Source organism: Pseudodesulfovibrio portus, from assembly GCF_026000375.1.
Lineage (GTDB): Bacteria > Desulfobacterota > Desulfovibrionia > Desulfovibrionales > Desulfovibrionaceae > Pseudodesulfovibrio > Pseudodesulfovibrio portus.
Map to the genome: position 1 here is coordinate 2,243,499 of NZ_AP026708.1, position 26,286 is coordinate 2,269,784.

23 protein-coding genes and 1 riboswitch are annotated in these 26,286 nt (G+C 62.6%); of the genes, 11 read left to right on the forward strand and 12 right to left on the reverse strand.

What is annotated here, in order from left to right:
- The first annotated feature begins 247 nt into the window (after positions 1–247).
- From OO730_RS10860 to OO730_RS10870, 3 genes are all read left to right on the forward strand, one after another.
- On the forward strand, positions 248–2,491 hold the full coding sequence (locus OO730_RS10860; RefSeq protein WP_264981488.1) for a vitamin B12-dependent ribonucleotide reductase: 2,244 nt from the start codon (positions 248–250) through the stop codon (positions 2,489–2,491).
- 230 nt (positions 2,492–2,721) lie between these two features.
- Positions 2,722–3,732, forward strand: coding sequence for a DUF362 domain-containing protein (locus OO730_RS10865; protein ID WP_264981489.1), 1,011 nt, complete (start codon positions 2,722–2,724; stop codon positions 3,730–3,732).
- Positions 3,729–4,460: an HAD family hydrolase gene (locus tag OO730_RS10870; protein WP_264981490.1), complete on the forward strand. Its 732-nt coding sequence runs from the start codon at positions 3,729–3,731 to the stop codon at positions 4,458–4,460. Before OO730_RS10865 ends, OO730_RS10870 begins: the two co-directional genes overlap by 4 nt.
- Here the strand turns inward: OO730_RS10870 and OO730_RS10875 are convergent.
- Positions 4,457–5,830, reverse strand: a complete 1,374-nt coding sequence (locus OO730_RS10875; RefSeq protein ID WP_264981491.1) for a M48 family metalloprotease — start codon at positions 5,828–5,830, stop codon at positions 4,457–4,459. The genes OO730_RS10870 and OO730_RS10875 overlap by 4 nt on opposite strands.
- Positions 5,831–5,967: 137 nt before the next feature.
- On the opposite strand from OO730_RS10875, the gene OO730_RS10880 reads away from it, so the two are divergent.
- Positions 5,968–6,684 (forward strand): glutamine amidotransferase, encoded by a 717-nt coding sequence (locus OO730_RS10880; protein ID WP_264981492.1) that lies wholly within the window; start codon positions 5,968–5,970, stop codon positions 6,682–6,684.
- A gap of 16 nt (positions 6,685–6,700) precedes the next feature.
- Here the strand turns inward: OO730_RS10880 and OO730_RS10885 are convergent, their stop codons facing one another.
- Positions 6,701–7,459 carry a substrate-binding periplasmic protein gene (locus tag OO730_RS10885; protein WP_264981493.1) on the reverse strand — a complete coding sequence of 253 codons (759 nt, stop codon included), beginning with the start codon at positions 7,457–7,459 and terminating at the stop codon, positions 6,701–6,703.
- Positions 7,460–7,650: 191 nt separating this feature from the next.
- On the opposite strand from OO730_RS10885, the gene OO730_RS10890 reads away from it, so the two are divergent.
- Complete coding sequence (locus OO730_RS10890; RefSeq protein WP_264981494.1) at positions 7,651–7,896, forward strand: hypothetical protein; 246 nt, start codon at positions 7,651–7,653, stop codon at positions 7,894–7,896.
- Positions 7,897–8,047: 151 nt separating this feature from the next.
- Entirely contained in the window at positions 8,048–8,413 is a 366-nt protein-coding gene (locus OO730_RS10895) for a hypothetical protein (RefSeq protein ID WP_264981495.1), read from the forward strand.
- Positions 8,414–8,482: 69 nt separating this feature from the next.
- On the opposite strand, the gene OO730_RS10900 is transcribed toward OO730_RS10895, so the two are convergent.
- Both OO730_RS10900 and uvrA read right to left on the reverse strand, forming a co-directional pair.
- Positions 8,483–9,343: a tetratricopeptide repeat protein gene (locus tag OO730_RS10900; RefSeq protein ID WP_264981496.1), complete on the reverse strand. Its 861-nt coding sequence runs from the start codon at positions 9,341–9,343 to the stop codon at positions 8,483–8,485.
- 265 nt (positions 9,344–9,608) lie between these two features.
- Entirely contained in the window at positions 9,609–12,371 is a 2,763-nt protein-coding gene (gene uvrA / locus OO730_RS10905; protein WP_264981497.1) for an excinuclease ABC subunit UvrA, read from the reverse strand.
- A 176-nt stretch (positions 12,372–12,547) separates the two neighbouring features.
- Positions 12,548–12,622: riboswitch (cyclic di-GMP riboswitch) on the forward strand.
- Between the two features lie 36 nt (positions 12,623–12,658).
- On the opposite strand from uvrA, the gene OO730_RS10910 reads away from it, so the two are divergent.
- On the forward strand, positions 12,659–13,663 hold the full coding sequence (locus OO730_RS10910) for an HD-GYP domain-containing protein (protein ID WP_264981498.1): 1,005 nt from the start codon (positions 12,659–12,661) through the stop codon (positions 13,661–13,663).
- Between the two features lie 144 nt (positions 13,664–13,807).
- Here OO730_RS10910 and OO730_RS10915 read toward each other — a convergent pair whose 3' ends face one another.
- From OO730_RS10915 to OO730_RS10930, 4 genes are all read right to left on the reverse strand, one after another.
- A complete protein-coding gene (locus OO730_RS10915) occupies positions 13,808–14,458 on the reverse strand; it encodes a VPLPA-CTERM sorting domain-containing protein (protein ID WP_264981499.1) in 651 nt (216 codons plus the stop codon).
- Between the two features lie 376 nt (positions 14,459–14,834).
- A complete protein-coding gene (locus OO730_RS10920) occupies positions 14,835–15,617 on the reverse strand; it encodes an ABC transporter permease (RefSeq protein ID WP_264981500.1) in 783 nt (260 codons plus the stop codon).
- Complete coding sequence (locus OO730_RS10925; RefSeq protein ID WP_264981501.1) at positions 15,614–16,267, reverse strand: ABC transporter ATP-binding protein; 654 nt, start codon at positions 16,265–16,267, stop codon at positions 15,614–15,616. The genes OO730_RS10920 and OO730_RS10925 overlap by 4 nt, the downstream gene beginning before the upstream one ends.
- On the reverse strand, positions 16,251–17,138 hold the full coding sequence (locus tag OO730_RS10930) for a tetratricopeptide repeat protein (RefSeq protein WP_264981502.1): 888 nt from the start codon (positions 17,136–17,138) through the stop codon (positions 16,251–16,253). The genes OO730_RS10925 and OO730_RS10930 overlap by 17 nt, the downstream gene beginning before the upstream one ends.
- Positions 17,139–17,364: 226 nt before the next feature.
- Here OO730_RS10930 and OO730_RS10935 point away from each other — a divergent pair, with 226 nt between their 5' ends.
- The 4 genes from OO730_RS10935 to OO730_RS10950 all read left to right on the forward strand — a co-directional run bounded on the left by OO730_RS10935 (position 17,365) and on the right by OO730_RS10950 (position 22,168).
- Positions 17,365–17,925 (forward strand): helix-turn-helix domain-containing protein, encoded by a 561-nt coding sequence (locus tag OO730_RS10935; protein ID WP_264981503.1) that lies wholly within the window; start codon positions 17,365–17,367, stop codon positions 17,923–17,925.
- A 9-nt stretch (positions 17,926–17,934) separates the two neighbouring features.
- On the forward strand, positions 17,935–19,575 hold the full coding sequence (locus OO730_RS10940) for an AMP-binding protein (protein WP_264981504.1): 1,641 nt from the start codon (positions 17,935–17,937) through the stop codon (positions 19,573–19,575).
- A gap of 308 nt (positions 19,576–19,883) precedes the next feature.
- Positions 19,884–20,432 (forward strand): helix-turn-helix domain-containing protein, encoded by a 549-nt coding sequence (locus OO730_RS10945; RefSeq protein WP_264981505.1) that lies wholly within the window; start codon positions 19,884–19,886, stop codon positions 20,430–20,432.
- A gap of 98 nt (positions 20,433–20,530) precedes the next feature.
- Entirely contained in the window at positions 20,531–22,168 is a 1,638-nt protein-coding gene (locus OO730_RS10950; RefSeq protein WP_264981506.1) for an AMP-binding protein, read from the forward strand.
- A gap of 115 nt (positions 22,169–22,283) precedes the next feature.
- Here OO730_RS10950 and OO730_RS10955 read toward each other — a convergent pair whose 3' ends face one another.
- The 4 genes from OO730_RS10955 to OO730_RS10970 form a co-directional block, all read right to left on the reverse strand.
- The gene (locus OO730_RS10955; RefSeq protein ID WP_264981507.1) at positions 22,284–22,541 is read right to left on the reverse strand and encodes a hypothetical protein; all 258 of its coding nucleotides are present in this window, start codon (positions 22,539–22,541) and stop codon (positions 22,284–22,286) included.
- Between the two features lie 14 nt (positions 22,542–22,555).
- Entirely contained in the window at positions 22,556–23,026 is a 471-nt protein-coding gene (locus tag OO730_RS10960) for a 23S rRNA (pseudouridine(1915)-N(3))-methyltransferase RlmH (protein WP_264981508.1), read from the reverse strand.
- The gene (locus OO730_RS10965; RefSeq protein ID WP_264981509.1) at positions 23,026–23,682 is read right to left on the reverse strand and encodes a metallophosphoesterase family protein; all 657 of its coding nucleotides are present in this window, start codon (positions 23,680–23,682) and stop codon (positions 23,026–23,028) included. Before OO730_RS10965 ends, OO730_RS10960 begins: the two co-directional genes overlap by 1 nt.
- 82 nt (positions 23,683–23,764) lie before the next feature.
- Complete coding sequence (locus OO730_RS10970; protein ID WP_264981510.1) at positions 23,765–26,170, reverse strand: Lon protease family protein; 2,406 nt, start codon at positions 26,168–26,170, stop codon at positions 23,765–23,767.
- Positions 26,171–26,286: the final 116 nt, after the last annotated feature.

Here is a 26,286-nt window from a genome sequence, read left to right on the forward strand (position 1 = left end):
TCTCCGCGCCGACGAAAATGTGCCCCCGGAAATACCGTTTTTGAAATAAGAGCCATTCCTAGCTGGCTCCGGTGTCCATGGAGTGAGACAGGCCAAGGGCTCCCGGCGATCTCTCGGGAAATTCAAATTTGGGCTGGCGTTTTCAGGTCTCTTTCTGTAGTCTAGACATTCTCTAGCGCCAGCATCTCGGCTCGGCGATTCGTTCGTAAAAAGTTAAACATTACAAACTGTTAAAAAGGTTCTCTGTATGCCCAAGCTCAAGATGCCCGCCAACCTTCCGGACCCGATCATCAATGAAAACGCCAAGATAGTATTGAAACGGCGTTATCAGAAAAAGGACGCCGAAGGCATCGTCTATGAGACCACCAAGGAACTCTTCTGGCGGGTGGCATCGGCCATCGCGGAAGAGGAGGGCAAGTACAAGAACTCAAGCTGCAAGCCCGCATCGTTGGCGCGTGACTTCTACGACCTGATGACCTCCTACCGGTTTCTGCCCAACTCCCCCACGCTGATGAACGCGGGCACGGACATCGGGCAGCTGGCGGCCTGTTTCGTCCTGCCGGTGGAGGATGACATCGAGGGCATCTTCGACGCGGTCAAGCACGCGGCCATGATCCACAAGTCCGGCGGCGGCACGGGCTTCTCCTTCTCCCGGCTCCGGGCCAAGGATTCCGTGGTCGGCTCCACCGGCGGCGTGGCTTCCGGCCCGCTGTCGTTCCTCAAGATTTTCAACTGCGCCACCGAGCAGATCAAGCAGGGCGGCACCCGGCGCGGGGCCAACATGGGCATCCTGCGCGTAGACCATCCGGATATCATGGAGTTCATCAAGGCCAAGGAGCGGGACGGCGACCTGAACAACTTCAACCTGTCCATCGCCCTGACCGAGACCTTCATGAAGGCCGTCGAGAAGAAGGAGGACTACGATCTCGTGGCCCCCAACTCCGGCGAGACCGTGGGCACCCTCAACGCCCGCGAGGTGTTCAACATCCTGGTGCAGAAGGCCTGGGAGTCCGGCGATCCGGGCATCGTGTTCCTGGACCGCATCAATCGCGACAACCCGACCCCCAAGCTGGGCGAGATCGAGTCCACCAACCCGTGCGGCGAACAGCCCCTGCTGCCCTACGAGGCCTGCAACCTCGGCTCCATCAACCTCGGCAAGTGCTACGCCAAGGGCAGGAACGGCAAGGATTCCGAGGTGGACTGGGACGAGCTCAAGCGCATCGTCCACCTGTCCGTCCGCTTCCTGGACAACGTCATCGACGCCTCCCAGTATCCCCTGGAGCAGATCACCAGGATGGTCGAGACCAACCGCAAGATCGGCCTGGGCGTCATGGGCTGGGCGGACCTGCTCTACCAGCTCAAGATTCCGTACAACTCCCAGACCGCCGTGGACCTGGCCGAGCGGGTCATGAAGTTCGTCCACGACGAGTCCCGGTCCGCGTCCAAGATTCTGGCCGCCGAGCGCGGCGCGTTCCCGGCCTACCCGGAGTCCACCTTCGGCGAGGCCAACCTCGGCCCCTACCGCAACGCCACCACCACGACCATCGCGCCCACCGGCACCCTGTCCATCATCGGCGGCTGCTCCTCCGGCGTTGAGCCGCTGTTCGCCCTGTCCTTCGTGCGCAACGTCATGGACAACGACAAGCTGGTGGAGACCAACCCGTTCTTCGAGCAGGCCGTCAAGGACGTGGACGCCTATTCCGGCAAGCTCATGGAGGAGATCGCCAAGGTCGGCTCCATCAGGAAGATGGACCACCTGCCCGAGGAATTGCGCAAGATTTTCGTCACCTCCATGGACATCGAGCCCATCTGGCATCTCAAGATGCAGGCCGCCTTCCAGAAATTCACGGACAACGCGGTGTCCAAGACCGTGAACCTGCCCGCTTCCGCCACCAAGGAAGACATCTGGGACATCTACTGGAAGGCCTACGAATACGGCTGCAAGGGCGTCACGGTCTACCGCGACGGGTCCAAGACCTCTCAGGTCCTGTGCACCGGCGACGGCGACAAGAAGAAGGACAAGGCCAAGGGCGAGTCCGTGGTCAAGTCCCGCCCGGACGTGATCTACGGCTTCACCCAGAAGATCCCCACGGGCCTGGGCATGCTGTTCCTGACCGTCAACGAGATGGACGGCAAGCCGTTCGAGGTCTTCGCCACCATCGGCAAGTCCGGCGGGTCCATCACGGCCAAGGCCGAGGCCATCGGCCGTCTCGTGTCCCTGGCCCTGCGCTCCGGCGTTGAGGTGCGCGAGATCGTGCAGCAGCTCAAGGGCATCGGCGGCGAGAACCCGAAGTTCATGAAGAAGCACCTGGTCAAGTCCATCCCGGACGCCATCGCCCACGTGTTCGAGTCCCGCTACCTGAGCGGCGAGAACGTGGACGGCAACGTGGCCTCCCTGAACAAGGAACTCTGCCCCGACTGCGGCGAGCCCCTCGTGTTCGAGGAAGGCTGCCACATCTGCAAGTCCTGCGCCTACACCAAGTGCGGGTAAATTCGTCTCCGACGGCCGGGGGAAGGGGAGGAAAAAACCTTTGAAAAGGGTTTTTCCTCCCCTGCCCCCGGACCCCCATCCCCTCCTTTTTCTAAACTTTTTATAGGCGCATTCGCGCGGTTGCACTGCTTTGGCAAGGTGCGTCACTGTTCCTTCGATGTGACGCCTGCGGTCGGTTGCGCTTTACAGGAATGGTTCTTCCTTCTATCTTTGATGATGGAGGAAGAGCCATGTCCGGATTGAACAGCGTATTGGATCGTCGGCGGTTTATCAGGAACGTCATCATGTTGGGGGCCGGTATCCTTTCGGGGGTCGGGCTGCCCGCGCCCGTGTTCGCGCGGGGGAAGTCCAGGGTGGTCCTGGTCAAAACCGATGATCGGGCTCTGGGCGTGGCCCGGGCTCTGGCCGAGTTCGACCTGTCCGGGTTCCGGGGCGCGACCGTGGCCCTCAAGGCCAACTACAACAGCGCGGACCCGTTCCCCGCCTCCACCCACCCGGACACGCTCCGGGCGTTGACGCAGGGCCTCAAGGACGCCGGGGCCGGGCCCATGGCCCTGGTGGAGCGGAGCGGCATGGGCGTCACCGCCAGGGTGCTCGAGGAGCTGGGGGTCCATGACGTGGCCCGCGAGGTCGGGTTCAAGGTGGTGGTCATGGACCGGCTCGGCGCGGACGGCTACGTGCACCACGCGCCGCTCGACAGCCACTGGAAGAAGGGGTTTCTGCTGGAGCGCCACTTCGCCGAGGCGGACCGCGTGGTCCAGACCTGCTGCCTCAAGACCCACCAGTACGGCGGCCACTTCACCCTGTCGCTGAAAAACGCGGTGGGTGCCGTGGCCAAGTACGACCCGGCAACCGGCTACAACTACATGAACGAGCTGCACGGCTCGCGCCGGCAGCGCACCCTCATCGCCGAGATCAGCCAGGTTTTCCGCAACGACCTGATCGTCATGGACGGTCTCCGTGCGTTCGTCTCCGGCGGCCCGCACGCGGGCAGACAGGTGGAGCCGGGCGTGATCGTCGTCGGGACCGACCCCGTGGCCGTTGACGCCGTCGGCGTGGCCATCCTGCGCCTGTACGGGACCACCCCCGAGGTCGCCCGGGGAGCCGTCTTCGAACAGGAGCAGATCGCCCGGGCCGTCGAACTCGGCCTGGGGGCCGCCACCCCCGAAGACATCGAGCTGGTCCCCCTGGGACCGGACGCTGACAACCTGGCGCGGCGGGTGCGGGAGGAGCTGGCGTGAGGTCCGGAACCGGCGCGCCGCGTTTCATCGACGGCTTCGACGTCATCCTGCTCGACGTCCAGAAGACGTTCATGTTCGGTGTGGACCGGTTCGGCCCCGAAGAGAATTTCGCCGACACCTACCGGGGCATGGGCGGCGACCGCCTGGGGGACGCGGCCGTCAACGCCGTGATCCGCACCAGCTTCGAGTATCTCATCAGCCGGTACGGCGACTCGGCCTATTTCGACGACTTTCCGAGTCTGGACCAGGCAATGGCGGCCGCGAAGGAAGCCGAAGGCCTGGACCCGGAGGAGCTGCGGCTTCTTCAGCGGACATTCGCCCGTCACGAGTGCGGCACCGTCTCCCCGGAGTACGCCGGTTTGCTCATGGAACTCGCCGCCACCCACCGGCTGGGCATCGTATCCAACATCTGGGCGTCCAAGGACACCTGGCTCGACGAATTTCGCGGTTCCGGCATCCTGCACCTGTTCGAGAAGATGGTCTTTTCCTCGGATTTCCGCAGCATCAAGCCGTCGCCCGCGCTCTTCCGGGAGGCGGTGGGGGCCTTTGACGCGCCCCTGGACAGGATTCTTTTCGTCGGGGACAGCCCGGCTTATGACATCGCCGGGGCAAAGGGCGCGGGGCTGGCCGCCGTGCTGACCCTCAACCACGGCCCGATACCCGACCTCGATCCACCCCCTGACAGGATGCTGGACGACCTGTTCGGCCTGATCCGGGAGCCTCTCTAGGCCATTATCTCGAACTCGGACGTTCCGGGAGTGACCTCGCCCCTGAGATAGCCCCACTGCACCAGCCGCGAGTAGGCATGGTTCGCGGCGTCGCCCTCGCGCACCTTCTGCAGGTACTTGTAGTATTCCTGGGCCGCTTCCTTGCGGTTGCCCATCTTTTCCTGGGAATACCCCTTGTAGAATCCGACCATGGGGTTGCCGGGCAGGGCCTTGTCGTAGGCCTGGAAGCCGTCGTAGGCGCGGGAGTATTTCTTGGCGTTGAGGGCGAGCAGGCCGGTCATGGCGCTGGCCTGGGCCTCCTCGGGGTAGACCTGGTGGGCGTGTTCGGCGTAGGCCAGGGCCTCGTCGTATTTCTTTTGGGCGGCCAGGAGCTTGGACATGATCAGCAGCCCGGCGTAATCGTCCGGCACCTGGAGCAGGGCCGTGCGCATGGTGGTTTCGGCCTCGTCGTATTGCTTCTTGCCGCCGAGTTTTTCCGCCTTCTGCATGTCCTTGATGGCCGGGCCGATGGCGCGCAGCTTGGCGGTGTTGTCCATGTACCGCTCGCGGTAAAAGGCGTATTGCTTTGCGCCGAGATATTTGGTGTTGGCCCGCTGGCGGGCAGTGGCCAGCCGCTCTGAGCTCATGGGATGGGTGGAGAACATGACCTCCAGGGCGCTCGGTTCGCGGTCGTGCTGTTCGTTGAGCATCTCCATGAGCCCGATCATGCCGTCCGGGTTGTAGTCCGCGTTGGTCATGTACTGCATACCCAGGGCGTCGGCCTGGCGCTCGTCGTCGCGGGAGTAGGAGGCCAGGAGCAGCCCCACCCCTATGCCGCCGAGGCCGCCGGCCACCGCGCCCCAGGTGTTGCCGTACTTGGCCCCGATGAGCGCGCCGCCCAGCCCCGCAGCCCCGCTGATGAGTATCTGTGAACTCATGCGCGAGGCCGTGTGCCGGGCGTTGACGTGGCCGATCTCGTGGCCGAGCAGGGCGGCCAGCTCGGCCTCGTTGTCCACCTCGAGCATGATGCCGCGCGTGCAGGCGATGGTCCCGCCGGGAAAGGCGTAGGCGTTGACGTAGTTGGCGTTGACCACGTTGTAGTTGAAGGGCATGTGCGGCCGGTGCGAGGTGTCGGACAGGGATTTGCCCACCTTGCCCACGTAGTCGTCGAGGTCCATGCTCCGCACCACGCCGTAGTCCGTGGACAGCTGCTGCGGCGAGGCCTGCCTGTCCATGGCGATTTCCTGCTGCTCGCTGACCAGCATGAGCTGGTTCTCGCCCGTGACCGGGTTCTTTGCGCATCCGGAAAGGGCCGCGCCCGCAACGGTCATCCCGCCCGCCTTGATGAATTCGCGGCGGCTCCATCTTTTGATCGTATCTGCATTGCTCATGGTTTTCTCCGAGGTGTTGACCGACAGTACCGCAAACCGGGCCCGGTGTTCAAGTCGGGCAGGCGGTTGACAGCGGTTCGGGCTTGTCGCATCATCGCCTTAACACGGCAACTTAACTACGTTTTTGTAGGTTTAAAATGGACAAATTTCTCATCGTCAGGACCGGCGGCACGTTCCCGGATTACGCACGGAAGCGCAAGGATTTCGAGCACTGGACCGCTGAGGGCATGGGCCTTGCGGACGGCCAATGGCTGTGCGTGGACGTGCAGGCGGGCGAGCCCCTGCCCGACCCGGCGGGGTTCGCGGGCGCGGCCATGACCGGTTCCCACGACATGGTCACGGACGGCATGCAGTGGATTCACGACACCAAGGCGTGGGTCTGCCGGGCCGTGGACGCGGGCTTGCCGCTGCTCGGCATCTGCTTCGGCCACCAGCTCATGGCCGACGCCCTGGGCGGCGAGGCTGGCTACCACCCTGACGGCGTGGAGATCGGCACGGCGGACATCACCCTGACGGCCGAGGCCGGGGCCGACCCGTTGCTCGTCGGCCTGCCCGCAGTGTTCAAGGGCCACGTCACCCATTCCCAGACCGCGCTCAGGGTCCCGCCCGGCGCGGCCCTGCTGGCCACGGGCACCCACGACCCGCACCAGTGCTTCCGTGTGGGCGAGCATGCCTGGGGCGTCCAGTTCCACCCGGAGTTCGACGCCGACGCCATTCGCCACTACATCGACATGCGCGAGGCGGACCTGCTGCAAGAGGGGTGCGACGTGACCGGCATACGGGCCACGGTCTGCGACACCCCGGAGTCGGCCTCTTTGCTCGTGAGGTTCGTGGAGTATTGCCGGAAACGGTGATCGGTTCCAGGGGCGGCTATGGCGAGGGGCTGGTGTTCCACCGGCCTTCGGCCCACAATTCCCTGAGGGCCTTCTCCAGCAGCGGGACGAGCCGCGCGTTATTCTTGTGCACGTAGTGATAGAGGGGCTGGCAGGAGGCGGGCGGATTCAGTCTGCGGACGTGCTTGTTCCAGTCCCCTTTTTTGCTGAGGACCGCCTCGACGCTGAGGGCGCTCCCCAGGACCATATCCACCCGCTTCTCGACCAGCATGGCCATGAGCTTGTCATAGTCGCTGACCATCTCCGCAGTTCGGCAGTTCAGGAGGTCCTTTGCCCACTGCACGCCGAAGACCGCACAGACCTTCAATTCATTCAGCAGGTTCGGGCTGTATCGCCGTATCGGCGACCTGTCCAGGACATAGGCGCATGCGAGCAGGTCGATGACCTTGACCGGGACGCGCACGAGATCGGGATAGTTTTTCTCGATGCCTTCTATGCGGCCCACCTCGCCGTCCACGCTGCCCTCGTCGGCGGATTGGAGCGACCGCTTGTGCGGCATGGGGACGAATTCCACGGCGAGCCCGGCCCGTTCGTAGGCGGACTGCACCCTTTCTTTGGCAATGGCATGGATGGCCGCTCCGGGCGAGTAACTGATCCGGTATGTCCTTTGCGCCGCGCAGGGCGCAGCCGCGAACAGGACGGCCAGGAACGTGGCAGTGACGAGCCCGCGTCCAAGGAGCCGGAATCGGGGGCCGAATGGCTGCGGTCGATGTGTGGGCGGCGGGTTTTTCGTCATTATTCTTATATGTAGCGCAATCGGAGCAACGGAGTAAGGGTTGTGGGGTTATAATCTGTGTCTTTCCCATGAGTAGGTGGGTCATGGTGGAGAAAAACTGCGCAATTGGGTTGGTTGATCGCGCAAATCCGGTTTTCATTGCCACAAAAGCGAATGTAATATACCCAGTTGGATAAACACTGGGGGCTGTCATGAGAGAAGAAGTGATCAGAAAGGCTGAAGCACATCTGGACGGCATGGTTGTCTTTGATCGGGAGAGTGTGGCGATCAGGGAGAATCCTTCCACGGTGGAAGTCGGGTACAAGGGAACCGCCATCGAGTTGCCGCTGACGCAGTCGGTGACCGAGGACGCGGCCCGCTACCTGATCGGCGCGGCGGTCTATTTCGACGCCCAACGCGCCGGCAGGTATCTGTACAACGGCTCCAGGATCGAGTGAGCGCGGTCATTCTCCAACCCGGCTCAACCAAGCAAAAGCGGCAGGTCGTTCGGCCTGCCGTTATTTTTTTGAGGATCGTTTTGACCGAATGCCCTTCCGGTTCGTATATCCTTTACTGGGATATTCGTTTCAACCTGCAAGGAGGGTGGACATGAAGGCGACGACAACCCGGCGCAAGGTATTGAAAGGACTCGCCGTCCTGGCATTGGTGGGAGCGGCCCCGCTGTTCGGCGCACCGGCCTGGGCCAAGGGCAAAGGCGGCGGCAAGGGCGAGGAAGTGCGCCGAAACGTGGCGGAGGACCCGAAGGAGCGGTCCATGACCGAGGAGGAGCTGCAACAGCGCAAGGAAGAGCGCGAGCAGCGGCAGCTCGACGAGGCCGGAGAGCGCGAACAGCTCAGGGAGCAGGCCGAGGAACAAAAGGAACTCCGCAAGGGCCGGGCAAAGGAAATCGAGGATGGAGTTGGAGACGATGCGCCCGAGAAGATCAAGGAAATGAAAAAGAAGAGAAAGAAGTAGTTCCCGTCCGGCACGGACGGGGTGTTTCGTTGCATGCAACCAGTAACAGCGGGTCGGCATGACTCGCTGTTATTGGTTGGTTGCCTCGTTTTCAAGAAGCATGAACAATCTCAGGCCTCCCAATTCTGATCTGGCCCTGACTGCTTTTTCGTACCAGGTCTTTGCGGTTTTAAGATCCTTTTTTACTCCTGCCCCCTGGTCATATATGAAGCCTGCAATGTAAAAATATTGCGCGTTGCCTGATTCGGCTTGGGCCAGGAGCCACGCGTAGTCTTCATCGAAGTCCCCGCCCATGGTCGAATAAACCATGCATTCCTGCGCCTGAATATTTCCGCCTCTGGCGAGTTCACGTATCATGGAACTTCCCCGGGCTCGTTGTTGGGGATCGTTTTCGATGAAGGAATTCATGTAGAGCAACATTCCGAAACGCGCTGCTATGTCCTTGTCGCCGTGAGAGGCTGCTTTTTCGTACCACTGAATAGCGGCGTTTATGTCTCCTTCAGAATACAGGCGAACAGCATAACGGGCCTGCGCTAGGGGGTGGCCCAACTCAGCGGCGGTTTTTATATGTTCTGCAGCACGATCTTTATCAATTTTGTTCAGCATGCAGCCTAGATCGTAATTGGCTTTGGGGCTCCCAAGGCTTGCTGCCTGTTTTAAGAGTGCGATGACCTTGAGGACATCGTCATCCGCAATAACGTATGAGCAGAACATTGATTTGCAGGCTAAGCGAGCAAGCTGATTTGCTTTATCCGTTCCATCCGAGATGTCATTGCATTCGTCACATAGCTTCAGTTGTTCTGCGTGATAGATCGCTGCGAGCGTTCTGTCCAATTCGGCCATGGATATTGGAGGATTTTCGGGAAGGCCGGTGCAAACACCTGCCGTGAACAGGCCGATCGCAAGGAGAAACAACAGGTATCTTATCATCGTAGCACCTTGAAAATAATTAATGTATATAGACCGATAATATGTTTTTAATGTTCGGCGCAACCCCTCCCTTCAAACAACCTCGCCCCAACACAACGCAAATCGACCGGTCATCCCGAATGGGTGACCGGTCGATTTGCGTTGTGTTGGGGTACCCGCCGCAGGCGGGATATGGGATTCTTAAGGCCCTCGGCCTTGAGCGGGTCCAGGGCAGCGCCCTGGTCTCCCCGAAGGGGGCCGTCGGCAGACCCGCCGGAAGCATCCCCTATAGGAACTGTCCGGTGGCGCTGTCGGGGTTGGCGAGGATTTCCTCGGGCGTGCCGGAGGCGACTATCTGGCCGCCGTGTTCGCCGCCGCCGGGGCCGAGGTCGATGACGTGGTCCGAGGCCTTGATGACGTCGGTGTTGTGCTCGATGACGATGACCGTGGCGTTTTTGTCCACCAGGGCGTGGAGCACGTGGATGAGTTTGCCGACCTCGTGCATGTGCAGGCCGGTGGTGGGCTCGTCCAGGATGTAGAGCGCGCCGGGCAGGCTGCGCTTGCCGAGTTCGCGGGAGATTTTGATGCGTTGGGCCTCGCCGCCGGACAGGGTGGTGGCGGGCTGGCCCAGGCGCAGGTATTCCAGGCCGACCTGGGCGAGCACGTCGAGCTTGCGCATGAGCGCGGGATGGTTGGCGAAGAACTCGCGCGCCTGGCGCACGGTCATGTCCAGCACGTCGGCGATGGTCTTGCCCCTGTATTCGACCTCCAGGGTCTGGGCGTTGTACCGCTTGCCCTTGCAGGTCTCGCAGGTGACGTAGACGTCGGGCAGGAAGTGCATCTCGACCCTGATCTGGCCGTCGCCCTTGCACGCCTCGCAGCGGCCGCCCTTGACGTTGAAGGAGAACCGGCCGGGCTTGTAGCCGCGCTTGCGGGCCTCCTTGGCTCCGGCGAAGATCTTGCGGATTTCGTCGAAAATCTTGGTGTAGGTGGCCGGGTTGGAGCGCGGGGTACGGCCGATGGGCGTCTGGTCGATGGAGATGACCTTCTCTATCTTGTCCAGGCCGTCGATGCCGCCGATCTTGCCGGGATTGTTTGCCTTCTGCCCCATGTGCAGGAGCAGGTGCTTGTACATGGAGTCCATGACCAGGGACGACTTGCCCGATCCGGACACGCCGGTGACGCAGGTCATGACGCCGAGGGGGATGTCCACGTCGAGATTCTTGAGGTTGTTGGTCTGGACGTCGAGGAGTCGGATTCGGCCCGTGTCTTTGCGTCGGGTCGCGGGCGGCTCGATGAACATGTCGCCGCGCAGGTACTTGCCGGTCAGGGTATCCGCCTCGAGCAGGCCGTCCACGTCGCCCTGGTAGACGATCTCGCCGCCGAGCCAGCCCGATGAGGGGCCGATCTCGATGACGTGGTCCGCCTCGCGGATGGTGGGCTCGTCGTGCTCGACCACCAGCACGGTGTTGCCGCGCGACTGGAGCGAGCGCAGGGTGTCCAGGAGCCGCTGGTTGTCGCGGGGGTGCAGCCCGATGGACGGCTCGTCCAGCACGTAGGTCACGCCGACAAGGCCGGAGCCGAGTTGGGAGGCGAGCCGGATGCGCTGGGCCTCGCCGCCGGACAGGGTGGCCATGTTCCGGCCAAGGGAGAGGTATTCCAACCCCACGTTGACCATGAACCCGAGGCGGTGGGTGAGCTCCTTCAGGAGCGGCTCGGAGATGAGGGTGTCGTGCCCGCTGAAATCGAGGTCTTGGAGCCAGTCGAGCGCCCGCTGGATGGACATGGACGCGAACTCGAACATGTTTTTCCCGGCCACGCGCACGGCCAGGGCCTCGGGCTTGAGGCGCGCGCCATCGCAGTCCGGGCAGGGGCGGGACTGCTGGAAGCGGGCGGTCCAGTGATCCCAGACGCCGGACATCTGCTGGCCGTATTCCAGGATGGGCACCACGCCCTGCCAGTTGACCTTGGGATTGCCGTAGAACAGGTCGTCCCAGGCCTCGGGCGAGAAGTCGGACAGCGGGGTGTTCTCGTTGAACCCGTGCAGCTTGCCCAGCGCCCTGAGCTTGGGCCCGTACTGCTCCTGGCGGTAGGCGGATTTCCACGGGATGATGCCGCCGTCGTTCAGGGAGAGGCCCTTGTTGGGCGCGATCAGGTCGGGCTCGAAATATTCAACGGTGCCGATGCCGTTGCAGGTCGGGCAGGCCCCCTGGGGCGAGTTGAAGGAGAAGAGCTGCGGGGTGAGACGCGGCATGGAGATGCGGCAGGCGGGGCAGGTGGACAGGGTGGACATGGCGGTGTCGCCGGGGCTGTCGCCGCCCACCACGGACACGATGAGCCGCTCGTCGCCCTTTTCCAGGGCCAGCTCCACGGAGTCGGCCAGCCGCTTCTTGATGCCATCCTTGAGCACCAGGCGGTCCACCACCAGGTCGATGGTGTGCTTCTTGTTCTTCTCCAGCTCGGGCACCTCGTCCAGGGAGTACAGCTCGCCGCCCACGCGCACGCGCACGAAGCCGTCCTTCTTGAGCTTCTTGAACAGGTCCTTGTGCGTGCCCTTCTGGTGCTCGACGAGCGGGGCCAGGAGCATGAACTTGGTGCCTTCGGGCAGGGCCAGGATGGTGTCCACGATCTGGTCCGTGGTCTGGGCCTCGATGGGCTGGCCGCACTCGGGGCAGTAGAACTTGCCCAGCCGGGCGTAGAACACGCGCAGGAAGTCGTAGACCTCGGTCACCGTGCCCACGGTGGAGCGCGGGTTGCGGGTGGCGGTCTGCTGTTCCAGCGAGATGGCCGGGGACAGCCCCTCCACCTTGTCCACGTCCGGCTTGTCCATCTGGGGCAGGAACTGGCGGGCGTAGGCCGAGAGCGACTCCACGTATCGGCGCTGGCCCTCGGCGTAGACGATGTCGAAGGCCAGGGTGGACTTGCCCGACCCGGACGGGCCGCACACGACCACCAGGCTGTCGCGGGGGATGTCCAGGGTCAGGTCCTTGAGATTGTGGTGCCGGGCACCTTCTATATGGATGGATTTGTGTTCGGTGGCTTTGGTCATTTTGGGAGGGTAACCATTCCTGAAATGAAGGCAAGCGGAAGCAGGGGGAAGATCGTGGCGGGCAGGCGACTTTTTCAGGTTTTTTGCGTCCGCGTACCGTCCGGCACGGCCTCGTCGGTCTTATTGGTGGGCCTGCGGCTTTACACCCATGAAGCCGTCGCGTATGTTTCCGTATGCGGAGTAAAGGCCAAACCCGTTGCAAGGCGGGGGCGGAAAGCCACGGGTCCCTCGCGGACGGCCGGGCTGCCGAACCAACCAGATCGATCAAAGGTCCTCAAGGAGCGCACATGGGCAGCGATGCGGGTGCCGGAAACAAAAGCAACGGACCGGAACAGACGGTCTCCCTGATCAAGGTCTCCCCCTACATGGTCATCCCGTCCAGGGTGGGCGGGTTCTCCCTGTTCCTCAAGCAGGACGGCAAGCTCGTGCTGTACGCGGAAAAGGGCGAGCTGTTCACGGACGAGCACAAGGAGCGGCTGAGCCTCCTGGACGTGGACCACCTGTACGTCAAGACCACGGACTACGTGCAGTACATGGTCTACCTCCAGGACAATCTCCTGGAACTGCTGGACGACGAGTCCATCCCGGTGCGCGAGCGGGCCCGGGCGTGGAACGAGGCCACCGTGGCCCTGGCCAGGGAGAGTTTCAGCCGGTCCCTGCCCAAGCCCATCGACCAGCGGCAGTTCGCGCGTATCCGGGCGCTTATCGGCAACTCCCTCAAGTTCCTGGCCCGTGACGACGCCCTCAAGGAGCTGGCCCGGTTCATCAAGGACGGAGACGAGCTGTTCCGGCACGGCATCGCGGTCATGGTCCTGACCATAACCGTGCTGTGCACCTTCATGAAGGAGGACTCCGACGCCCTGGTGGGCGTGGGGATAGGGGCCATGCTGCACGACATCGGCAAGATGGAGCTGCCGCCCGAATTGTTCAAGAAGCGGTTCGACAACCTGAGCCGTTCGGACAAGGACCTGGTCAAGTCCCACCCCGCCCTGGGCGTGGGGTTGTGTTCGGCCCTGCCTCTGCCGCAGGAGGCGTTGCAGTGCATCCTCTTCCATCATGAACGCACGGACGGCCTGGGCTACCCCTCGGGCTGCACCGGCGACCTGCTGCCCGCCTACGTCAAGGTGCTCATCCTGTGCAACGTCTACGACAACCTGACCCGCAAGGGGAGGGACGGTCGCATCCTGAGCCCGTTCGAGGCGTTGACCCACATCAAGTCCCTACGCGGCTCATTTGATCCGGACATGCTCAAGCGGCTGATCGCCGTGCTGGCCAAGGCGGACCTGACCTAGGGGCCGGAAGCGGCGGGCAACCATATTTGAGGCCCCCGTCCCGGAACATGTCCGGGGCGGGGGCCTTGCAGTCATTGTGCGAAACGGTGTCTGCTCGCATGCGGCCTCTGATCCGTCCGGTTTACCCGGACAGCCGGGAGCCGGCTAGAATTTGAGGAACCGCCTCCGGGTCACGGCCAGCATGCCGATCAGGCCGGTGCCGAACATCAGCACGGAAGGCGGCAGGGGCGTCTTGCTGATCGTCAGATGCCATTCTTCAACTTCACCCTGATACAGGTTGCCGGTAGGCAGGAATGCCAGATCGTATGTCGCATCGGGTGTCGACCACTGAGCGTTCCAGTTGTTCAGCAGGGATTCGCTGCAGGTTACCCTCGCCCTCAGGAAGAGGTCGCCGAACATCGCGTCGGTCATGGTGTATTCATCAGAGTAAAATGTGTACGTATCGCCGCTGGGGGCGTTGGTCCCGTATCCCTCGAGCTCCTGTTTCCAAAAGCCCACCACGTCGCCGGAATCGAACGGGCCACCCTGGCCCCAGTCCGCCCAGGCCTTCAGGAAGTCGGCATAGTGGGTGCCGTAATTCCGTTTGTACATGTTGAACTGGAACTGGATGGTATCCCCGAGGCCCAGTTTGAGGTCGGTGTCCTGGGTCCAGGTCGCGCCGCCGTCAACGCTCCAGAAGACGCCGGTCTGGCTGGTCGCAGTCGCCAGCTCCTGCCATTTCGGCGTTGAGTGCGTGGCAGTGCCGTAGGAACCGGGCAGTACGGCACTGGCAAAGCTCGCAGTTGCCCCCAACATGAACAGCACCAAAGCAAGCGCACAATATTTTATGATCCGTTTCATTTTTACCCCTCCTGTCTCCCGACTTGAAAATTCGGCTGAATGTATTCGCATGGAATCAGCCGTCAATAAACAGGTGGTTGCAACTAGCAGGCCATCACGGCGAATCTAGATATGTCGCGTGTGGAAAAGAGCTCTGTTCGTCCGGTGAATATGGTTCAGATTCTTTCCCGAATAATTTGATTTATCAGTATATACCAGGCTTGTTTGGTTTTTGTGGAAAAAGAGTTTTTCGTGTTGGGACAATGCTCGTAACGGGGTGTCAGCCTCCATCAAGACCAAAGATGGGACAAAATCCGGAAATCCCGGACACTGTCCCGAAGAGTGGGAATATCTATCTGAGAACAAGCCGCTGGGCGGCGGAGAAACACCGCTTCCGGGCGAGGTTGGTCACGATCAGCGCGCCCATGGATGTGGAGGCCACGAGCATGAGCATGACCACGATCTGGTAGCGGATGGCGATGAGCGGGTCCGTGCCGGACAGGATCTGGCCGGTCATCATGCCGGGCAGGGAGACCAGCCCCACGGACATGAGGGAGTTGATGGACGGGATCATGCCCGCCATGATCGCGCCCCTGAGGATGTCCTGTGACGCCTCGCGGTAGTCGGCCCCTGCGGCCAACCGCATCTCCACCTCGGCCCGGCGGCTCTTGAGGTCGGAGAAGAGCCGTTCCAGGCAGATGGCGATGGCGGTCATGGAGTTGCCCACGATCATGCCTGCCAGGGGGATGAAATACTGCGGCGTCCACCACGGCTTGGCGCCGACCACGACGCCGGTGACCAGCACCGACACCAGCGAATAGGTGATGATCATGGAGATGAAGGTCGGGACGACAAAGGGGATGGTCCGCTCCTTGACCCTGCCCCTGATGGTGTGCACGGCGGCGGCCACCATGACCGCGAAGATGAGCAGCACCAGCCAGCCCACGTTCACCGCGAACACGAACTTGAGCACGAAGCCCATGAGGAAGAGCTGGGCAAAGGTGCGCACCGTGCCGATGAGCAGGTCCTTTTCCAGTCCCAGCCGATAGCGGAAGGACGTGATCCCGGCCAGGAGCACGAACACCAGGCAGAGGGCCAGTTGCAGCGGGCCTATTTCGATGATCGGCTGGGTCATGCGCGCACCAGCCTTCCCTGCCGGATGGTCACCGCGTCGGTGACGCCGGGAGGCGTGGTCTCGGAGTGGGAGATCATGACCACGGTCACGCCCCGGCCGGACAGCTCGGCCGTCTTGTCCAGCACCACCTTTGCCGATTTCGGGTCCAGGGAGGACGTGGGCTCGTCCAGAAGCACCACCTCGGGCTCCAGGAGCAGGGAGCGGATCAGGCAGACGCGCTGGGACTGGCCCACGGACAGCTTGTCCGCCGCCGAATCCGGGGTCACCCCGTCGAGCAGGAAGGAGTCCAGCCGTTCGGCCAGGTCGGAGTCGGTCGGCAACGCGAGCGCCCTGTTGGCCTGGAAGGAAAAGGGGAGGAGCAGGTTTTCGCGCACCGTGCCCGGAATCAGGGTGGGCGTCTGCTGGACATAGGCCACCGTCCGCCGGAGTTGCGGCGGGTCCATGGCCGTCACGTCGGTGTCCTTGTACAGGATGACGCCGGAGGTGATCTCTTCCAGTCGGCACAGCAGACGCAGCAGGGTGGACTTGCCCGCCCCGGACGGGCCGCGCACCAGGTGGTAGCCCCCCTGGTCGAAGGTCCAGGTCGCGTCGGCAAAGATGTCGGGGCCGTTCGGGTAGTTGAAGGAGATGCGGTCAATCGAGAGACACATCGGGGTGTGGTTCCTGCTTGTCCAGATGGGCCAGAAATTCTTGCGCCGCCTCGAAATCGGGCTTGAGTTCCAGGGCCTTTACAAGGCTTTCCCGGCAACTGTCCCGGTCTCCGCGTTCAAAGTGGGCGCGGGCGATATTGTAGTACAGGTTCTCGTCGTCGCGGGTCATTTCCAGGGCGCGGGTGTAATATTCGACGGCCTGGTCAAAGAGCCGCGATTTGCGCAGGTTGATGCCGAATTCGTTGAACAGGTGCTTGTGTTCCGGGGTGAAGGCGGCGTCCAGGGCGACCACCTGCTTGAAGATGTCGGCGGCCTTGTCCGTGTCGCCCCGGGCGATGTACGTCAGGCCGAGGCCGAAGTTGGCCCGGACGTTCCGTTCGTCGAATTCAAGGGCCGCCTCGAACCCGAACTGGGCGGAGTAGTATGCGCCCTTGTCCCGCTGCTCCTCGGCGTGCCTGATGGTCGCGTCCAGTTCCTTCATCTTCGGGAAGACCACGGTCTGGTAATACTCGAATTCCGGGGTGTAGTCGGCCAGGAATTCGCTCATCGGGACGGTTTTCTTGTTTCCGGAGGGGACGTTCTTGTTGTTGACGGGCTGGACCTGGATGACAGGTTCGCCGCCATCCTCGGGCGTGATCTCTTCCGCGAACCACAGGGCCCGCTTGACGTCCTTCCGCTTGGTGGTGCCGGTGCCGACCATGGCCACGAGCTCCGTCGAAAACACGCCGTATATCTTTTCCCTTTCTTTCCCGGCGGAAGAAGAGGGCTCCCTTTCGGGGCGCGGCTCATGCCCCCCCGTCTTGGGTGGCGTCTGGGGAGCCAGGGCTATGCTGATGCCGTCGTCGGACCGGCCATTGTCCTTGTTGGTCACTTTCCGCTGCCTTGTTGCTGGCATGTTGTCGAGAAGAACACGATACAATCCCGTGACAACCATGGCAACCGCTCTAACGCCCTTATAATGATGTTTCGCGCAATGGTGACAATCGGGCGCATTTCCGATACAGCCAAGGGCGGCGAACATTCGTCTTGATAATTGCCCTGAAGTCGAACGACAGACCGTTTGAAACGCGCATCCACACTGATTACGGAGAGAGAGAATGAGCACCATCGGAAAGCGAATCCGATCCTACCGCGAAAAGCAGGAACTGAGCGTCGAGGATCTTGCCAACCGCACCGCCCTGACCGAGGACTTTATCCGCGCCATCGAAGAGGAGGACATGTATCCTTCCCTCCAGCCCCTGGTCAAGCTGGCCCGCGCCCTGGGCGTCCGGCTCGGCACCTTCCTGGACGACAACGTGTCCAGCGACCCGCTGGTGGTCCGCCTGGGCGAGCGCAAGGAAGAATTGACGATGCATCCGGACGGCAAGGAGCCGGGCGTGAAATTTCATTCACTGGGCAAGGGCAAGACCGACCGCCACATGGAGCCGTTCTTCATCGAGCTGCTGCCCCAGTCCGCCAAGGACAAGTCCCTGTCCTCCCACGAGGGCGAGGAGTTCATCCTCTGCCAAAGCGGCAGGGTGCGCATCACCTACGGCCAGGAAGAGACCGTGCTCGAGCCCGGCGATTCCATCTATTTCAACTCCATCGTCCCGCACAACGTCGGGTGCAGCGGCGAGGAGAAGGCTGAAATTTACGCCGTTCTCTATTTCCCCGTATAGGTGGTTTCCATGTCTGTACTCAGAGAACTCACTCTCGGCCGGCTCCTGGACGAGACGGTGGAGAAGTATCCCGACAATGAAGCGGTGGTCTATGTGGACCGTGACTTTCGCCTGACCTACAGGGAGTTCGGCGAGCTGGTCGACACCCTGGCCAAGGGCCTCATGGGCCTGGGCGTGAAAAAGGGCGAGAAAGTGGCGGTCTGGGCCAACAACGTGCCCTATTGGGTGGCCCTGCAGTTCGCCACGGCCAAGATCGGGGCCATCCTGCTCACGGTCAACACCCACTACCAGTCCCACGAGCTGAAATACCTGCTCGAACACTCCGAGACCGAGAACCTGTTCATCATCGGCGAATACCGCAATCACGACTATCTCCGGACCACCTACGAGCTGATCCCGGAGCTCAAGGTCCAGGAGCGGGGACATCTCAAGACCAACAAGTTCCCAAGGCTCAAGCGCGTCTTCTACCTCGGCCACGAGAAGCACCGGGGCATGTATTCCGTGCCCGAGCTCCAGGCCATGGCGGCCATGGTCTCCGACAGTCGGTACAAGGCGCGGCAGGCGGAGCTCGACCCCCACGACGTGGTCAACATGCAGTACACCTCCGGCACAACCGGGTTCCCCAAGGGCGTGCAGCTGACCCACTACAACATCGGCAACAACGGCTACTGGATCGGCAAGAACCAGGAGTTCCGGGCCGGAGACAGGCTGGCGCTTACCGTGCCCCTGTTTCACTGCTTCGGCTGCGTCCTCGGCGTGCTCGCCTGCATCAACCACGGCGTGACCATGGTCATCCTGGAGGACTTCGTGCCCGTGGACGTCATGCTGGCCATCGACCAGGAGAAGTGCACGGCCGTGTACGGCGTGCCCACCATGTACATCGCCATGCTCGATCATCCGCTGTTTTCCAAGTTCGACTTCTCCTCCCTGCGCACCGGCATCATGGCCGGTTCGCCCTGCCCGGTGGAGGTCATGAAGCGGGTCATCGACAAGATGAACATGAAGGAGATCACCATCTGCTACGGGCTGACCGAAACCAGCCCGGTCATGTCCCAGACCGTCATCGGCGACTCCATGCGCCAGATGACCGAGACCGTGGGCAAGGCCATGCCGGAGATCGAGATCAAGATCGTCGACCCCGAGAGCGGCGAGGAGTGTCCCCCGCACGTGCAGGGCGAGGTCTGCTGCCGTGGCTACAACGTCATGAAGGGGTACTACAACAACCCCAAGGCCACGGAAGAGGCCATCGACGCCGAGGGCTGGTGCCACTCCGGCGACCTGGGCGACCTGGACGAGGACGGCTACCTGACCATCTCCGGCCGCCTCAAGGATATGATCATCCGGGGCGGCGAGAACGTGTACCCGCGCGAGATCGAGGAGTTCCTGTACACCATGGACGGCATCCTCGACGTGCAGGTGGCGGGCGTGCCCTCGGCCAAGTTCGGCGAGCAGGTGGGGGCCTTCGTCATCCTCAAGGAAGGCGCGGAACTGGAACCCGAGGACGTGACCGACTTCTGCCGGGGCAAGATCTCCAACTACAAGATTCCCCGCTTCGTGACGTTCGTGAAGGAATATCCCATGACCGCCTCGGGCAAGATACAGAAATACAAACTCCGCGACCTGGCCGCCGAACTCTGGCCGGACGCGTAGAAATAGATTGAAGAATCCGGGGGGAACCTCTTGAGAGAGGTTCCCCCGGACCCCCTTCCAGAACTTTTTGGCGCGCCGCCGGGAAGGGAGGAAGGTGAAGACAGATTGAGACGGCGGCGAAAGGTGCCGTTCAATATTGATATTTAAACCGGCTCCCCTCGTTTCCAAACTCCGCGAAGCGGCGATAAAAAGTTTGGGAAAAGGAGGGGAAGGGGGTCCGGGGGAGGGGGAGGAAACAACCCTTTTCAAAGGGGTTTCCTCCCCTTCCCCCGGCCGCCGGAGGCACTCTTTTTTCACAAGGAGGAAGTATGGAACAGTATAAGGAGATCGCGCCCAGGCTGGTGGGGGTGCGTGAAGGCGTCGGCTGGACTCCGAAAGAGATGGCCGATCTGCTTGGTGTGACCGAGGACAAGGTATTGTCCTATGAATCGGGCACGGTGGAGATTCCGGTGGGGTATCTGCTGGACGTTTCCCGGCTGTGCCGCGTGGATCTGACCACGCTCATTTCCGGGCGCGAGCCGCATCTCAAGTCCTATTCGCTGGTGCGCAAGGACGAGGGCTTTTCCGTGGACCGGCGCAAGGACTACGACTACAAGGCGCTCGGCTACAAGTTCGCGGGCCGCGAGATGGAGCCGTTCCTGATCACGGTGCCGCCCAAGTCCGGCGAGGAGATGGTCGAGACCGCCCACCGCGGCCAGGAGTTCATCTACGTGCTCGAAGGCAGGCTGGAGGTCCGTCTCGGCGGCGAACCGATCATCGTCGAGACCGGCGACTCGCTCTATTTCAACTCGGAAACGCCCCACGCCCTGCGCGGCCTGGACGGCAAGGACGTCAAGTTCCTCGATGTGATTCTGTAGGGTTGGTTGGAGAGCATCCGACCCGCCCGGAGAAGATTTTACGATTATTGGTTGCGGAATAATCACGAAAATTCAAGAGAATCACGGAGAATACATTGATGTTTACCAAGGAAGAATACGCCGATTACAAGGACCTGTGCGCCCGGTACAAACCTGAATGCCCGGACAATTTCAACTTCTCTTTCGACGTCCTGGACAAGATGGACCCGGAAAAGGTCGCCCTCATTCACGTGGACGACGCGGGCACGCGGCGCGAGTTCACTGCCCGGTTCTTTCAGGAATCCTCCTGTAGGCTGGCCAACGCTCTGAAGGAAAAGGGCGTCAAAAAGGGCGACCGGATCATGCTGGTGCTCTATCGCCGGTACGAGTACTGGACCGTCATGCTCGCCCTGCATCGCCTCGGCGCGCTGCCCATCCCGTCCCCGTCCCTGCTGACCAAAAAGGACATCGTCGAGCGCGTGAACTACGCGGGCATCTCCGCCGTCATCTGCGAGGACTCCATCTGCGAGCGCGTGGATCAGGCCAAGCCCGACTGTCCGGGCCTGAAGCTGTTCGTGCAGATCGACGGCCAGACCAATGACGGCTGGTTCGACTACGAGGAACTCATGGCCTCCGGCGACGCGGCCTTCCCGCGCACCGGCGACTCCCCGTGCGGCGACGATCCCATGGTCATCTTCTTTTCCTCCGGCACCACGGGGCTGCCCAAGATGGTGCTGCATACCTTTGACTACCCTGCCTCCCACTTCACCACCGGCGCGCTCTGGCACGACCTGGAGGACGGCGACATCCACCTGACCCTGTCCGAGACCGGCTGGGCCAAGTCCGTGTGGGGCAAGTTCTACGGCCAGTGGATGGCCGGGGCCACCGTGTTCGTCTGGGACTTCCGGGGCAAGTTCGAGCCTGCGGAACTGCTTAGGATCATGGCCGACAACAGGATCACCACCTTCTGCGCGCCGCCCACGGTTTACCGGTTCCTGGTGCGCGAAGACCTGACCAAGTACGACCTGTCCGCTCTGCGCCACTGCACCACGGCGGGCGAGCTGCTCAACGACTCGGTGTTCCACGCCTGGCAAAAGGCCTTCAACATGCCGCTCTACGAGGGCTACGGCCAGACCGAGACCACGCTTCAGGTGGCCACCTTCAAGTTCATGAAGCCCAAGCCCGGCTCCATCGGCAAGCCCGTTCCCGGCTGGGACATCGCCCTGCTCGACGAGGAAGGCAACCAGGTGCCCCAGGGCGAGGAAGGCGAAATCTGCATCAAGATCGACAAGCCGGTACTCGGCCTGTTCGACTCCTATATGGACGAGCCCGGGAAAACCGCCTCGGTCAAGTACGACGGCTGGTACCATACCGGGGACAAGGCCTGGGCCGACGAGGACGGGTTCTTCTGGTTCATGGGCCGCACCGACGACCTGATCAAGTCCTCGGGCTACCGCATCGGGCCGTTCGAGGTCGAGTCCGCCCTGGTCGCCCACGACGCGGTCATCGAGGCGGCGGTCACCGGCCTGCCCGACGAGGTGCGCGGCCAGCTGGTCAAGGCCACCGTGGTGCTCGCGCCCGGCTACGAAGGGAACGAGAAACTGACCAAGGAACTGCAGGCGTTCGTCCGCGAACTGACCGCGCCCTACAAGTACCCGCGCGTCATCGAATACGTCACCGACCTGCCCAAGACCATCTCCGGCAAGATCAAACGCAAGGAAATCCGCGAAGCCGACCTGGCGAAGTTGGTCAACTAGATCGCTTCTGAACTCCCGTACAAAAAAAGCCCCGCCAGTAATGGCGGGGCTTTTTCTTCCCGGAGCGATTCGGGTGCCGCCCAGGCACCTCGACAGCGGCTCTTGCGGAAGCCGCCTATTGCTTTTCCCCCTTCTCCTCAGCTTCCGCGGCCTCGGCTGCGGCTGCGCCCTCTTCGGTAATCAGGGAGGCGTAGGCGTCCTTGAAGATGAGTTTGGTTGCCAGTTCGTCGGCCTGCTCGCCCAGTTCCATGAGGTGTTCGAGGAAGTCGAGGATGAGCAGCCGGCGTTCTTCCTCGCCGTTTTCGAACTCGAATTTGCAGTCGCCGGACTCGAAATAGTGGGCCACGCGTTCAAGGTAATCGATGTCGAGCATGGGTGAAATCTCCGTTAATCGTGATGATAGGGCATGTTTTTATGGATGGTCCCGGCCCGGTAGAGCTGTTCGAGGAGCAGCAGACGGGCCAGTTCATGGGGCAGGGTCATGTCGCTCAGGCGGATGGAATGGCGGGCAACGGCCTTGACCTCGTCGGCCAGTCCGAAGGGGCCGCCGATGACGAACACGGGGCGCTGGTTGGGCGCGTCGGTCCATTTTTTGAGATGTTTCGCCAGCTGGCGCGAGGTGAGGCGGTCGCCGAACTCGTCGAGGAGGATGACGATGTCGCCGGGCTTGATCTTGGAGAGGATGGCCTCGCCTTCCTTTTTGACCTTGTCGGGCGGCGGCAGCTTGCCGGGCGCGTCCTTGACCATGGTCTCGTCGAGTTTGAAGAAGCGCGACAGTTTCTTCCGGTAATGGGCGCACCCTTCCCGGGAAAAGGGCTCCTTGAGCTTGCCCACCCAGATGAAACCGATCTTGCTCATCACACGCTCTCGAGTACCGCGCTGACGGTCTGACCGTTGAAGTCGATGCGCACGTAGCCGCCGCCCGCCAGCATGCCGGGATTGATGACCGGGGTATTGCCGATCATGTCGGTGCCGGTGGCCTCGTGGATATGGCCGGTGACGACCAGGGCGGGCTGCACGCGCTCGATGAAGGCGCGCACGCCGGGGCTGCCCACGTGCTGGCCGTTGCCGAGCATGTCGAGCCGGGTGTTGGCGGGCGGTTCGTGGATGGCGCAGACGAGGTGGTCGAAATGGGCGGCCAGCCTGTGGGTCTCGTCCAGCCAGCGGACGATGGTTTCCTCGGACACCTCGCCGGGCGTGCCGAAGGGCGTGGGCGTGGACAGGCCGACGCCCATGAGCCCGAGGCCGGGGGCGAGCCCGCGCACCCGCAGGTGGATGTCCGCGTCCTGTTCGGTCAGAAAGGTCTGCACGGTGTCGGTGTCCATGTTGCCGGGCTGGGCGAATATGCGCGGGTTCACGGCGGCCACTGCCCGGAACACGCGGTCCACGGCCTCGCGGCTGCCGCGGTTGGTGATGTCGCCGGTTATGATGACGCCGTCCGCTTGGGCCAGGCCGGGGATGGCCGTAATCAGGCCGGTTGATTCGTGGACGTCGCCGAAGGCTATGAATTGCATGGTGCGCTCTCTCCGAAAAGTTGGACCGACAGTACCGCCCGGACTTTGCTCCGTCAACGGCGGGCCAACCGGCCGGGGAGAGTTACTTCCTGCAGTCGCCCGGCACGGCCAGCCCGGTCAGTTCGGCCAGCCGGTCGTCCACGCGGCGGTAAAGGCTGCCGAGCGGGTATTTGCCGCTTGCGCCGCGTTTGCCGCACTTGAGGCCTGTGAGGATGAGCATTGCCTCCTCGATGGTCTTGACCGGGAAGATGTGGAACTTGCCAGCGTCCACGGCCTGGATGATCTCGTCCTTGAGCATCAGGTTGACCACGTTGTCCGCTGGCAGGATCACGCCCTGTTTGCCGGTCAGCTTGCGGCGGCGGCAGACCTCGAAGAATCCCTCGATCTTGCGGTTGACCCCGCCCACGGCCATGACCGATCCGCTTTGCGAGACCGCGCCGGTGAAGGCGTAGGACAGGTTGACGGGCGCGCCGGACAGGGCCGAGAGCAGGGAGGCCAGCTCCGCGCCGGACGCGGAGTCGCCCTCGATGCCCGCGTAGGACTGCTCGAAGCAGAGCGACCCGGTGAGCACGATGGGCTTGTCCTGGGCGAACAGGCGCACCAGGTAGGACTTGATGATCATCATGCCCTTGGTGTGGATGGGGCCGCCCAGCTGGGCCTCGCGCTCCAGGTCGAGGATGCCGCCGTGGCCCACGCCCACGGTGCAGGATATCTGGTGCGGAAGGCCGAATTCGTAGTTGCCGAACAGGGTCACGGACAGCCCGTTGCACAACCCGGTGGCCTGGCCGTCGGTGGCCACCTTGATCACCTGGCGGTCGTAGTCGGCCATGAACTCCTCTTCGTACAGGTTGGCCCTGTAGTCCTTGGCGAACACGGCCTCGTTCAGGGTGGCCAGGTCCACTTTTTTCTTCCCGGCCATGCGGGCCAGGGCCGTGGCCTCGATCATGCGCTCGCGGATGAGCGGGATGAACAGGGAGAGGCGCTTCTGGTCTTCGGCCAGCCGGGAGGAGAAGTCCACCAGCCCGGCCATGGCTTCGCGGGTCAGCGGCATGACGTCGGACTCGCGGGCGGTCTGGCCGATGATGGATATGAAATTGCGGATGTTGGCGGCGTTGCGCGTAGCCGCGTGCTGCAAGTGCGCCTTGAGCTTGAAGAACTTGGCGAACCGGTCGTCGTTGTAGAGCAGGATCTCGTAGTTCTCGTCCGTGCCGATGAGCACCACCTTGATGTCCAGCGGGATGGGCTCGGGCTGGATGGTGCGGGCGCGGACCTGTTCCGGGTCCACCGGGTCCTCGATGCGCGACTGGCCGGTGCGCAGGGCGCGGAGCAGCCCCTCCCAGGAGCTGGGGTGGGTGAGCAGGTCCTCCATGTTGACGATGAGGAAACCGCCGTTGGCGTTGTGCAGGGAGCCCGCCTTGATCAGGGTGAAGTCCGTGTACAGCGCACCCATCTCGGCCTCGCGCTCGATGGAGCCGAGCAGGTTGAAGGGCGTGGGGTGGTCTTCGGTCACCACGGGCGCGCCCCTGGTCTTGCCGTGATCCACGAACAGGTTGACCTCGAATCGGGAAAAGAAGTCCTCTCCGGTCTGCATGCCGTCGGGCATGAGTCCGGCCAGGGAGGTGTCGCGCGGCATGAACTGGTCCACGTTCTCCACCACCTCGTCCGCCAGTGCCGTGAAGTATTCCGCCAGCCGTTTTATGTCGCCGAACTTGTCCTTGACCGGGGCGAAACAGTCCTCCATGACCACCTGGGCCATTTCCTTGTGCAGGAGGGACTCGGAGTCGCGCATGTCCATTTCGTTCTGGTTGATCTGGCGCAGGATGGAGCTGACCCCGGCCAGCAGCTCCTCGCCCTTGGCCTTGAGCTTCTTGCGCACGGCGGGCTTGAGCTTGTCGAAGTCCTTGTCCGAGACCACCTCGCCGTCCACGATGGGCGACAGGGTGAGCACGCCGTCGTCGTCCAGGCTCAGGGAGAAGCTTTCCTTCTCCGCCGAGGCGTCCATCCTGGAGAACAGGTCCTCGCGCTTGGCGTTGAATTTCTTGACCATGGCCTCGTGCTTCTGCTGGAAGGAGTCCTTCTCGAAGCGGGCGGGGATTTCCTGGCGGATGTGGGTCATGGCTTTCTGCTGGGCGGTCTTGAACTTGCGGCCCCGGCCTGCGGCCATGGAGACCGCGATGGGCCGGTCGTTGTCTTCGAAGTTGTAGAGATAGACCCAGTCGCAGGGCGGCTTGGCCTTGGCCGCTGCGGGCGTGAGGAACGATTTGACGAAATAGGTGCGGCCCATGTTCGGCTCGCCCGCCACGAAGATGTTGTGCTCGTTGCCCTTGATCTTGAGCGCCAGGGACAGGGCCTGGATGGCGCGGGGCTGGAGCTTGGCGTAGACGTTCTTGGCCGGAACGTCCGCGCTGGTGGCGAAGGGTATGCTTTTCGGGTCGAGGGTGGCCCGCAGCTTGGAGCCGTGGAGTCCTTTGGGCGTGGTCTGGTTCATGAAATTCTCGTGCTGGTTGTTTTCTGCGCGGTGGAGCCCACCATAGGGTGAATCTACGGGTTTTCACCCTGGATGTCACCACGAAAAGGGGCGGCCCGCATGGACCGCCCCGGTGT